11 protein-coding genes and 1 pseudogene are annotated in these 12260 nt (G+C 42.5%); 11 read left to right on the top strand and 1 reads right to left on the bottom strand.

Features of this window, described 5'->3' with window-relative positions:
* Positions 1–82 precede the first annotated feature (82 nt).
* A complete protein-coding gene (locus tag AC3QLY_RS02775) occupies positions 83–1549 on the top strand; it encodes a RapZ C-terminal domain-containing protein (RefSeq protein WP_492990532.1) in 1467 nt (488 codons plus the stop codon).
* Positions 1550–1565: 16 nt separating this feature from the next.
* Complete coding sequence (locus AC3QLY_RS02770; RefSeq protein ID WP_218331114.1) at positions 1566–2309, top strand: sugar phosphate nucleotidyltransferase; 744 nt, start codon at positions 1566–1568, stop codon at positions 2307–2309.
* A gap of 70 nt (positions 2310–2379) precedes the next feature.
* Here AC3QLY_RS02770 and AC3QLY_RS02765 read toward each other — a convergent pair.
* Positions 2380–2604 (bottom strand): annotated as a pseudogene (locus AC3QLY_RS02765) (IS982 family transposase); the annotation flags it as partial.
* A gap of 296 nt (positions 2605–2900) precedes the next feature.
* Here AC3QLY_RS02765 and gmd point away from each other — a divergent pair.
* From gmd to AC3QLY_RS02720, 9 genes are all read left to right on the top strand, one after another.
* Entirely contained in the window at positions 2901–4010 is a 1110-nt protein-coding gene (gene gmd, locus AC3QLY_RS02760) for a GDP-mannose 4,6-dehydratase (RefSeq protein WP_492990530.1), read from the top strand.
* A 283-nt stretch (positions 4011–4293) separates the two neighbouring features.
* A complete protein-coding gene (locus tag AC3QLY_RS02755) occupies positions 4294–5229 on the top strand; it encodes a GDP-L-fucose synthase family protein (protein WP_218331293.1) in 936 nt (311 codons plus the stop codon).
* Positions 5230–5273: 44 nt separating this feature from the next.
* Positions 5274–6341 carry a dTDP-glucose 4,6-dehydratase gene (rfbB, locus tag AC3QLY_RS02750; protein ID WP_074418310.1) on the top strand — a complete coding sequence of 356 codons (1068 nt, stop codon included), beginning with the start codon at positions 5274–5276 and terminating at the stop codon, positions 6339–6341.
* Positions 6342–6352: 11 nt separating this feature from the next.
* Positions 6353–6910, top strand: coding sequence for a dTDP-4-dehydrorhamnose 3,5-epimerase (gene rfbC, locus AC3QLY_RS02745; protein ID WP_074418309.1), 558 nt, complete (start codon positions 6353–6355; stop codon positions 6908–6910).
* A 121-nt stretch (positions 6911–7031) separates the two neighbouring features.
* Positions 7032–7901 carry a glucose-1-phosphate thymidylyltransferase RfbA gene (gene rfbA, locus AC3QLY_RS02740; RefSeq protein ID WP_074418308.1) on the top strand — a complete coding sequence of 290 codons (870 nt, stop codon included), beginning with the start codon at positions 7032–7034 and terminating at the stop codon, positions 7899–7901.
* A gap of 81 nt (positions 7902–7982) precedes the next feature.
* A complete protein-coding gene (locus AC3QLY_RS02735) occupies positions 7983–8873 on the top strand; it encodes a MerR family transcriptional regulator (RefSeq protein ID WP_074419372.1) in 891 nt (296 codons plus the stop codon).
* Positions 8874–9314: 441 nt separating this feature from the next.
* Positions 9315–9830 carry an RNA polymerase sigma factor gene (locus AC3QLY_RS02730; RefSeq protein ID WP_492990526.1) on the top strand — a complete coding sequence of 172 codons (516 nt, stop codon included), beginning with the start codon at positions 9315–9317 and terminating at the stop codon, positions 9828–9830.
* Positions 9831–9839: 9 nt separating this feature from the next.
* Positions 9840–11315, top strand: a complete 1476-nt coding sequence (gene crtID / locus AC3QLY_RS02725) for a bifunctional phytoene desaturase/3,4-desaturase (RefSeq protein ID WP_074419371.1) — start codon at positions 9840–9842, stop codon at positions 11313–11315.
* Positions 11316–11366: 51 nt separating this feature from the next.
* Entirely contained in the window at positions 11367–12203 is an 837-nt protein-coding gene (locus AC3QLY_RS02720; protein ID WP_074418304.1) for a phytoene/squalene synthase family protein, read from the top strand.
* Positions 12204–12260: the final 57 nt, after the last annotated feature.

Here is a 12260-nt window from a genome sequence, read left to right as displayed (position 1 = left end):
GGTTTCAATTAATCTATTAAAAAATAATAAATAAAACCATCATTTCAATTATTTTTATCCCCCAATCATTGAACCTTGGCTTATGCAAACGATTCCGGAACAAATTGCCAATTTAACCCAACAATATACCGGTATGTTACCGGAAAGAATTGAGAAATTGCCGCCCAGTGGCAGTAACCGCAACTATTACCGGGTACACCTGCCCAAACAGTCGTTGGTTGCTACTTATAATTTGAATACAAAGGAAAACCTGACCTTTCAGCGCTTTAGTGTCCACTTTCAGCAGGCCAATTTGCCCGTACCGGCCGTTCTGGCCATGAATGCCGAACATACCCTGTACCTGCAGAATGATCTGGGTAATATCAGCTTACTGAATGTGCTGGAGGCTGATGGACCAACTCCTGCGGTATTTGCACTATTTCAAAAAAGTCTGGCCATGCTGGCTCAACTGCAGATAAATGGGGACAGGAATTTTCCTTACGAAGCCTGCTTAACGGCCAAAGAATTTGGCAAACAGGCCATTCTGAGTGATCTGCTGTACTTTAAATATTATTTTCTCGACACCCTCCAATTGCCCTATGATAAACAGGCGCTGATGGACGATTTTGAAGCACTGGGCTCTTACCTTACAAAAACGGAACACCGTTATTTTATGGTACGCGATTTTCAGAGCCGCAATATCATGGTGCTGGAAGGTGCAGTATATTGTATCGATTTTCAAGGCGGAATGAAAGGCGCCCTGCAATATGATGTGGCCAGTTTATTGTGGCAGGCCAGGGCCAATTTAAGCGAGGACTGGAAGCATCGTTTACTGGAATATTATATGGATTGTATTGACAGGCTCTTGCCGCAACCTCTGCACCGAACCGTATTTGAAGGGCAGTACAATGGCTATGTACTCATCCGCCTCTTACAGGTACTCGGCGCCTATGGCTTCCGTGGCCTGTTTGAACGAAAGGCGCATTTCTTAGCCAGTATTCCGCTGGCCCTGCAAAACCTGCAATTCTTTCTGCAGCACCGGCAGATGGGTATTATTACCCCGGAACTGGACCGCCTGCTGCGGTTAATGACTGATGCGCCCATACTGAAACGTTTTCATATACCCAAAGCCAATGAGCATACGCCATTGCGGGTTGAAATCAACAGCTTCAGTTACCGCGAAGGGATCCCGGCGGATACAACCGATAACGGAGGTGGATTTGTGTTTGATATGCGGGGTATTCTGAATCCCGGCCGCATCAATGCCTACAAACATCTTAGCGGCATGGATAAACCGGTACAGGATTTTCTGGAACAGCAAACCCAGATGAATGTATTTTTAAACAGCGTATGGGATGTGATTGATATTACCATTCAGGAATACATGCAACGCGGCTTCCACCATCTGCAAATCAATTTTGGGTGCACCGGCGGACAACACCGCAGTGTTTATGCCGCCGAACAAACGGCACGCCATTTGCGCAACAAGTACAATCTGAAAGTACAGTTAACCCATACCAACCGTGCCAACTGGGTCACTACGCCTGTTATTGAATCTTCTAATATATAACCGTTAACTGATTGTTATGAATACCTCATCACCAGATCCTGTTATCAAAGCCATGTTGCTCTCTGCCGGCCTTGGTACCCGCCTGCAACCCTTTACCCTTAAGCATCCCAAGGCACTGGCTATGGTAAATGGCAAAACTTTGTTAGAGCGTAATATCTGCTACCTGCAACAATTTGGCATTACCAACGTGGTGGTAAATGTACACCATTTTGCCGATCAGATCATTGCTGCTATCGAGGCTAATCAGGGGTGGGGCAGTACAATTATGGTTTCAGATGAAAGCAGTGAAGTATTAGAAACCGGTGGCGGATTGTACCGTGCCCGAACCCTTTTTAGAGATTGTGATGCATTGGTGTTGATGAATGTGGATGTACTCACCAATTTGGATCTATATGTTATGCTGGCCCAGCATATTGCATTAGGTGCCTCAGCCACACTGGCGGTCATGCAGCGTACCTCTTCCCGCTATTTTTTATTTAACCAACGGAACCGCCTTTGCGGTTGGCGCAACCGGAAAACCGGAGAAGAAAAACTGGTATTGATGGATGCGCCTTTATATCCTAAAGCTTTCAGTGGCATCCATATCCTGCATCCCAATTTATTGCAGCGCCTGCCTGGTGCTGGTAAATATTCCATGGTAGATGTGTATTTGAAACTGGCACCCGATTATCCCATACTGTGCTTCGACCATACCGGCGATAGCTGGGTAGATGTGGGCACTCCCGAATCTCTGGCAGGCGCTGCAGCAATGTTTCAATAGGATTTGGGCTTCCTGTATTCGCAGTGTTTCACATCCACCAACATTTCTATTCCCCGCATTATCTCCTCCTGTCAATCACCATTAATTCACTCAGGTTTTCAAGCTTGGCAGAAATGTGTTCCTGAACCTGAACAATAAAGGGCGTTAACCGCCTTCGGTTGAAACGCCTTCGGTCAATCAAATTGGGAAATAGAGAAGCATAGTCCGTTTTCAGTTTACTCCATAACAGATTCTCTGAATATATACTTAATGCTTCCATGCAACAGGAAAGGGCTATACATAGAAAGTTCATCCTCCTTATTTCCTATTTTTCAGCTTCACTTCCCCCCCAAAAAAAAATTGGAATCACTTTTTCCATACCGTACATTCGTGTTGGCGGTATCGGGCCAAATTTCCCATTTTTTATTGTTGAACATCGGTGTTACGGTTGCAGGTTGCAACAGATGATGCCCATTTGTTCCAAATATTCATTAAAACCATCAGGTGAAGTGCTGCTTTGCCTGTAAAACCCCTTATTTTTGCGCCCGTTAGCGGGCAGCAGGAAATTGCGGCAGATGGTACACATTATTCAAACTATTGAAGCATCCGGATATGAAAAAAGCATTGATTACGGGTATTACCGGACAGGATGGGGCCTACCTGGCCGAATTTTTATTGAAGAAAGGATATAAAGTGCATGGTATTAAGCGGCGCAGCTCGCTGTTCAATACCGGGCGGATTGATCGGTTTTATGAAGACCCGCATGTACCGCACCGGCATTTGATATTGCATTATGGTGATTTAACCGATAGCACCAATTTAATCCGCATTATTCAGGAAGTGCAGCCGGATGAGATATATAATCTGGCAGCCATGAGCCATGTGCATGTGAGTTTTGAAACGCCGGAATATACGGCCAATGCTGATGGACTGGGTACTTTGCGGATACTGGAAGCCGTTCGGTTATTGGGATTGATACAAAAGACAAAAATATACCAGGCTTCCACCTCTGAATTGTATGGATTAGTGCAGGCGGTTCCGCAAAGTGAAACCACCCCCTTCTATCCCCGTTCGCCTTATGCAGTGGCAAAATTGTATGCCTACTGGATAACGGTAAACTACCGGGAAGCCTACAATATGTTTGCCTGCAATGGAATATTATTCAACCATGAGTCACCCTTGCGTGGTGAAACCTTTGTAACCCGGAAGATAACCCGTGCAGTGGCGAAGATTGCATTGGGCTTGCAGGATACCTTGTTTCTGGGAAACTTAGAAGCGCGGCGCGACTGGGGCCATGCGAAGGATTATGTAGAAGGCATGTGGCGCATTTTGCAACAGGAAAAACCGGACGATTTTGTGCTGGCTACCGGCATAACAACCCCTATCCGCGATTTTGTGCAGATGGCATTTGCCGAACTGGGCATTCACATTGGGTTTAGAGGTACCGGAGTGGCAGAGGAAGGGTATGTTACTGAAAACCATGGTGGTTATGCAGTACCGGAAGGGAAGGTGGTGGTGAAAGTAGATGCCCGGTATTACCGGCCAACGGAGGTAGACTTGCTGATTGGCGATGCTACTAAAGCAAAAGAAAAATTAGGATGGACCCCCACCTATACATTGGCAGAAATGGTAACTGAAATGGTAGCAGCCGATGTAGCATTGTTTAAACGTGAACAGTTTTTAAAGGAACAGGGTTTTAGGGTGAATAATGAATTTGAATAGGGAGTTGGGTGTTGGTCTTTGGCTGGTTGCAAGGCGTTCATGGCCTGTACGAATGATGGACTGATTTGTGGATGATGCTGAGATTTACCACCCACTCTGTGCCCTTTGCGTAACACTCAGCACTCTTTGTGGTTATATTTTGGCAAGTTGGTCTTTAGTTGTTGGTCTTTGGCGTGTTGGGATTTGGTATATTAGATAGAGAATACAGAAAATAGCGGATGATATCTTGCTAAACAAATCACCGAAACGAAACATATTTATCCAAAACGAATGCAATTATAATATGCATAGTACATCAAAAATTTATGTGGTAGGTCATCGTGGAATGGTAGGTAGTGCCATTGTTCGGGCATTACAGGCGGGCGGGTACATCAACATCATTACCCGTACCTCAAGGGAACTGGATTTGCGAAATCAGCAGGCGGTATTTAATTTTTTTGCGCAGGAAAAGCCGGAATATGTTTTTCTGGCTGCCGCAAAAGTAGGCGGCATTGTAGCCAACAATACCTACCGCGCCCAATTTGTGTATGAGAATTTGATGATAGAAGCCAATATTATTCATGCGGCTTATTTACATGGGGTAACCAAGTTGTTGTTTCTGGGTTCTTCCTGCATTTATCCCAAAATGGCACCACAGCCTTTGAAGGAGGAATATTTATTATCGGGGTATTTAGAGCCAACCAATCAGCCTTATGCCATTGCAAAAATTGCAGGAATAGAAATGTGCGATGCATACCGGGCGCAATATGGCTGCAACTTTATTTCAGCCATGCCCACCAATTTATACGGTCCTAATGATAATTATGATTTAAATACCTCGCATGTTCTGCCGGCATTATTACGCAAATTCATTACCGCTACCCGGAAACAGCAGGCAGAAGTGGTATTGTGGGGAACCGGAACCCCCAAAAGAGAGTTTTTGCATGTAGATGATCTGGCCGATGCCTGTTTGTTTTTAATGCAGCACTATAATGAACCGGGTTTGGTGAATGTAGGCTGGGGAAAAGATATTACCATTGCCGAATTGGCCCATCATATTCAACACATCACCGGTTACAAAGGCAGCATTCGGTTCGATACCTCGAAACCCGATGGTACGCCAAGGAAACTGATGGATGTATCCAAACTGAACCGTCTGGGCTGGAAGGCACATATTTCATTGGAAGAAGGGATTAAAATGGTGTATGCCTTGGTGAAAGACGAGCCATGGGAAGCATAGTTGTATTTTAAAACTGTATTATTTCACGAAAGGATTACAATAGCATGTACACTAAAAATATTATGATTACCGGAGGGGCAGGCTTTATCGGCTCGCATGTGGTGCGCTTATTTGTGACCAAATATCCGGAGTACCGCATCATTAACGCCGATGCGTTGACGTATGCCGGTAATTTAGCCAATCTGAAAGATATAGAACACTACGCCAATTATCAGTTTGAAAAAGTAGATATACTCGATGCGGCTGCTTTAGAGGCATTGTTCACACAATGGGGCATTACCGATGTGATACATCTGGCGGCTGAATCGCATGTAGACCGCTCTATTCTTTCACCCATGGATTTTGTGTACACCAATGTAGTGGGTACGGTTAATTTATTGAATACGGCTAAAAAGCACTGGGTGGCTCATTGGGATAATCATTTGTTTTACCATGTTTCAACCGATGAGGTATTTGGTGCGCTGGGCGAAACCGGGTTGTTCTCTGAAACTACGCCTTATCATCCCAATTCGCCGTATTCGGCCAGTAAAGCCGCTTCCGATCATTTTGTAAGGGCCTATGCCGAAACCTATGGTTTAAATACCATTATTTCCAATTGCTCTAACAACTATGGGCCATATCATTTCCCGGAAAAACTGATTCCATTATTCATTCATAACATTATTCAACGCAAACCCCTTCCCGTTTATGGCGATGGTTTGTATACCCGCGACTGGTTGTATGTAAAAGACCATGCACTCGCTATTGACTTGTTATTCCATAAAGGAAAAATCAATGATACCTATACCATTGGCGGATTTAATGAATGGAAGAATATTGATTTGGTAAAACTACTTTGTAGCCTGATGGATGAAAAGCTGCAACGTGCCCCTGGTGAAAGTGAACAACTGATTACACATATCAAAGACCGCCCCGGGCACGATAGGCGGTATGCTATCGACGCTACTAAAATCAACAAAGAACTAGGCTGGAAGCCTACCGTAACTTTTGAGGAAGGACTGAATGAAACCATTGACTGGTACCTGAACAATGGCGAATGGTTACAACAGGTAACCAGTGGTGCTTATCAGCAGTATTATGAAACCATGTACACTAAACGACACCAACATTAAAACATGGATGTATGAAGACAACGCCTACCCCTTTGCGGGATTGCTATTTGATAGAAAACACTGTGTTTAAAGATGAGCGGGGTTATTTTTTTGAAAGTTTTAATCAGCAAACTTTTTTTAAACAAACCGGTTTAAATATTTGCTTTGTGCAAGACAATCAGTCGGCCTCCTTAAAAGGTGTTTTGCGGGGGCTGCATTTTCAGAAAGGGGCGCAGGCACAGGCCAAATTGGTGCGGGTATTGGAAGGTTCTGTACTGGATGTAGCGGTAGACCTGCGCAAAGATTCACCCAGCTTTGGGCAGTATTTTGCCGTGGAGTTATCGGCCGATAATCATTTGCAGTTGTTTGTGCCCCGTGGCTTTGCCCATGGATTTGTAGTATTGAGTGAACGGGCGGTATTTTTTTATAAATGTGATAATTATTACAACAAAGCGGCAGAAGGGGGCATTCGATACAATGATGTGCAATTGCAGATTGACTGGCAGATACCTGCTGACGCATTGATTATTTCAGAAAAAGACAGGATTTTGCCTATGTGGGAGGATGCGATAGCTACTTGTGGATTTTGAGCAAAGGAATAGTTGCAAACGCCGGATTGTTGTTTCGGTCGTTTAAACAGATGGCAGCAACCAAAATGCAGTTACCATACTCTAAAACCGGAACCATTCTTTACAATAAAATTGTTACAATATGAAAGGTATTGTTTTGGCAGGCGGCAGCGGTACCCGTTTGTACCCCATTACCAAAGGCATTAGCAAACAACTGATGCCGGTGTATGATAAGCCCATGATTTATTATCCGCTTTCTGTTTTAATGCTGGCTGGTATTCGCGAAATTTTAATTATTACTACGCCGGAAGACAGTCCGCAGTTCCAGCGTTTACTCGGCGATGGTAAAGAAATTGGCTGTGCTTTTTCGTATGCCGTGCAGGAAGTGCCCAACGGGTTGGCACAGGCGTTTGTAATAGGTGCCGATTTTATTGGGCAGGATAAAGTAGCATTAGTATTGGGTGATAACATTTTTTACGGATCGGGATTTAGCAAGCTGCTGCAATCATTCAATGATGTGGAAGGTGCCGCAGTATTTGCTTATGAGGTGCAGGATCCGGAAAGGTATGGTGTAGTGGCCTTTGATGCGCAGCAAAAGGCCTTATCGATAGAGGAAAAGCCACAACATCCCAAGTCTAATTACGCCGTCCCCGGCTTATATTTTTATGATAATGAAGTAGTACACATTGCCAAAAACATTGCTCCTTCGCCCCGTGGTGAATATGAAATTACCGATGTAAACCGGGTGTATTTGGAAAAAGGTAAATTACAGGTAGGCATTATGAACAGAGGTACTGCCTGGTTAGATACCGGCACTTTTGATTCGTATAGCGATGCCTGTGAGTTTGTTCGGGTAATTGAAAAAAGACAAAGTAAAAAAATTGGCTGTATAGAAGAAGTAGCCTTTCGGATGGGCTTTATTACAGAAGCTCAGCTGGTAGCCCTGGCAGCCCAATATGCTAAGAGCGGGTATGGCGCCTATTTATTGCAAGTGGCCCGTTCTGCCCGGTAAAAGAAAATCCCGGCCGGAATACTGTTGAATATTTATATTTGAAAAAGTAAACAATTTTTTTTCGGCCTTGTTGTACATACTATGAATGCGTTTACTATAAAAGATTTAGAGAACCTGTCGGGTATTAAAGCGCATACTATCCGTATTTGGGAGCAGCGCTATAATTTTTTAAAGCCACAGCGCACTGAAACCAATATACGATTGTACAGCAATGAGGAACTGCGCACTTTGCTAAACATTGCTTTGTTAAATAAGTACGGTTTTAAAATATCGCATATTGACCGTATGAATCCCGCTGAAATCAACGACAAAATATTGTCGCTGGCACATATTCAGGCACAGCAGGAACGGATAGTGAATGAACTCATTGGTCACATGATTTATCTGAATTTAGAAGAATTTGAGGCAGTATTAGATAATTACATCATGACCAAGGGTATTGAAAAATCCATTACCCAGATTATTTTTCCTTTTTTGGAACGGATTGGTATTCTTTGGTTAACCAATCACATTAATCCGGCGCAGGAACATTTGGTAACCAATGTTATCCGGCAAAAATTAATAGTAGGCATTGAAAGCACACACAGCCATTTACAGCTCAATAAAACTGCCTTATTGTTTTTACCTGAAGGTGAACATCATGAGCTGGGTTTATTGTTCATGTATTATTTAATGAAAAGTAGAGGTGTTAAAATTTATTATTTAGGAGCCAATGTGCCCATTAAAGATATGGCTTATGTAGTTCAGGTAAAGCAACCCAATTTAATGTATACGCATTTAACTTCTGTTACCCATCATTTCAATCTTGAGAAAATGCTGCATCATATTCATAAGGAAATGCCTCAAATACCGGTAATAATATCCGGACAATTGGTGCAGCAGTATAAGAAGAAAGTACCTGACAATATATGTCTTAAAAAATCGCTGACAGAAGTAATGGAATACATTGCTACCATTGGAAAAACTGAGTAATCCTGTTTCCTATAGCACTGAAGGCCATTACCGTTGTAGTGGCTTTTTTATTGCCTGCAACAGCCTAAACAATGCATCTATTATAATGCTGCTGCACCGGCAAACGGTATGGGTTCATTGGCTCTTATTGAAGCGCATACCCATCCAAACAGATATGCAGCACGTATCTATAACCGAAAACATTGGGTACACTGTGTTTGCAGGGTAGCCGGCCATCCAAAAACCGGCATCATGTTGATTTAACAAAACCTTCAAATGGTGCAGCCGTGTTTAAAATGGGTAAATACAGTGTATAACCCGCTCATTCTGTTATACTTAAAAAACCTACTGGAATGGTGCACTGTTTTGTTTTATCTTTTACAAAAAATATTAAACAAAATATTTGGCAGTACGAAAAATATTTGTTTAACTTTACAACATCATAATTTAAACAATCAGGTTATGTCAATAGTAGAATTCAATCAAATGCTGGTTAATAACGCAGAGTTTTTAAAACCCTTTGCCATTACGTTAACCAAAGACAATGAGCAGGCCAAAGACCTGTTTCAGGAAACCCTGTACCGTGCGTTGGCTAATCAGGATAAATACAATGTTGGCACCAACATTAAAGCCTGGTTGTATACCATTATGCGCAATATTTTCATCAATAATTACCGGAGAAAAGCCAAGCAGCAAACCATATTCGATAGCACGCCCAATGAATTTTTATTGAACATCAATCAGGGTGCAGTGAGCAATGATGCACTTTCCAAAATCAATATGAAAGAAGTACAGGCCGCTATTCATCACTTGCCCGAAATCTTTCGCAATCCCTTTATGTTGTATTATGATGGATTTAAATACCACGAAATAGCTGATATATTGCATGAACCGCTGGGTACCATTAAAAGCAGAATACATTTTGCCCGTAAATTATTGAAAGAGCAAATTGAAAGGCATTATTCGGTGTTATCTTAGTATCCTCTCATGAAGAAAAAAGCACTTGTTATAGGAGCCGGCTTTGCAGGCATGTCGGCCGCCAGTTTTATGGCGCGTTCCGGTTGGGAAGTAACCTTATTGGAAAAGCACAGTGGTCCGGGTGGCAGGGCGCGGCAAATGCACTGCGAAGGGTTTGTGTTTGATATGGGCCCCAGTTGGTATTGGATGCCCGATGTGTTTGAGCGGTATTTTGCTCAGTTTGGTAAAAAGGTAAGCGATTACTATTACTTAGAACGATTAGACCCCTCGTACCGGGTAGTTTGGAAAGATGGCCCGATGGATATTCCTGCCAGCTATCCGGCTTTTCAGGCATTGCTGGAAAGTTTAGAGCCCGGCAGTGCGTCACATTTGGAGGTTTTTTTAGAGGAAGCTGCTTATAAATACAAAGTGGGTATTCAAAAATTAGTACATAAACCCGGCCGCTCGTTGGGCGAGTTTTTAGATAAAGATTTGATATCAGGGCTGTTTAAATTAGATGTGTTTACCAATATGAAACAACATGTTGGCCGTTATTTTAAACATCCCAAAATACGGGAACTCATGGAATTTCCGGTATTGTTTCTGGGAGCACTTCCTGAAAATACACCGGCCTTGTACAGTTTAATGAATTATGCCGACGTAATAGGTGGCACGTGGTATCCACAGCAGGGTGGCATGTATTGCATTGTGCAGGCCATGCATCAGTTGGCCGAATCAATGGGCGTGCAGTTTCATTTTAACGCTGAAGTAAAAGAGATAGTCATTGAAAACGGCATAGCACGCCGCGTTATTACAGATGCCGGAACCTTTGAAGCCGATGTGGTAATAGCAGGGGCCGATTATCATCATGTAGAAACACAATTATTACCCAATGCCTATCGCTCTTATACGCCGGAATATTGGGAGAAACGCGTAATGGCACCCAGTGCCTTGTTGTATTATGTTGGGCTCAATAAAAAATTAAAAGGGATAACACACCACACTTTGTTTTTTGACACTTCTTTTGAAGGGCATGGTCGTGAAATATACAGCACCAAAACATGGCCGGAAGATCCTTTGTTTTATGTATGCGCACCATCTGTTACGGATAATACTGTAGCGCCGGAAGGATATGAAAATTTGTTTATACTGATACCCGTTGCAACGGGTCTGGAAGGCGATAGTTCATCGTTAAGGGAAATGTATTTTAATAAGGTAATAGAAAGAATGGAAAAACACTATTGCCAGTCTTTAAAAGATGCCATTTTGTTTAAAGAAACATTTGCACAATCGGATTTTGTTGAACAATACCATGCTTTTAAAGGGAATGCCTATGGTTTAGCGAACACTTTGTTCCAAACAGCTGTTTTAAAACCATCGTGTCATAGCAAAAAAGTAGCGAATTTATTTTTCACCGGGCAATTAACCGTGCCCGGGCCCGGTGTGCCACCCAGTTTAATTAGTGGCGAAGTGGTGGCAAAAGAAGTGGTAAAAAAATTTGGTTAAATGTTGTTGTGATAAAATCTAAAATTATTATATTAAAAAAAATATTTGTTTATGATGAAACTGTTTCACTCGGTAAGTCAGGAATGCAGCCGCATTACTACACAGCAGTACAGCACTTCTTTCTCCAGTGCCATTAACCTGCTGCACAAAGATTTGCGGGCACCCATTCACAATATTTATGGATTTGTAAGATTTGCCGATGAAATTGTAGATACTTTTCATGACTTTGATAAAGCAACCCTGCTGGCAGAATTTAAACAGCAAACCTATGATGCATTGGAAAGAGGGATCAGTCTGAACCCGATATTACACAGTTTTCAGTTAACCGTACATCAATACCATATTGAACGTGATTTAATTGATGCTTTTTTATACAGCATGGAAATGGATTTAACCCGGCAATGTTACGACCGTACCGGTTATGAAGAATACATTTATGGCAGCGCCGAAGTAGTGGGTTTAATGTGCTTACATGTATTTTGTGATGGAAACAAAACATTGTATGCGCAATTGAAACCGGCAGCCAGGAAATTAGGGGCTGCTTTTCAAAAGGTAAATTTTCTGCGCGATGTAAAGGCCGATTATGAAGGGTTAGACCGCATCTATTTTCCCGGATGTGATTTCAAAAATTTCAGTGCTTTGCAGAAAGCGGCCATTGAGGCCGATATTCAGGATGATTTTGATGCTGCCTATCAGGGTATTCTGCAACTGCCCATGAAAGCCCGTTTTGGGGTATATGTAGCATACAAATATTACCTCTCCCTGTTCAAAAAAATTAAGCAAACTGCACCACATAGAATTATGCAGGAACGCATTCGCATACCCGATTATGGCAAAATGGTTATTTTAGCAAAGGCCGGAATACGCGGTCAGTTTAACCTGTTATAATATTCGATATAACTGTATACAATTTGCGATGTTTTTGTATACAAATCGATATCATTC

The organism is Hydrotalea sp. GW822-HT8A01 (genome assembly GCF_058798575.1).
Note: the sequence above shows the minus strand (reverse complement) of the source record. Positions and strands in the feature narration are given on the sequence as shown.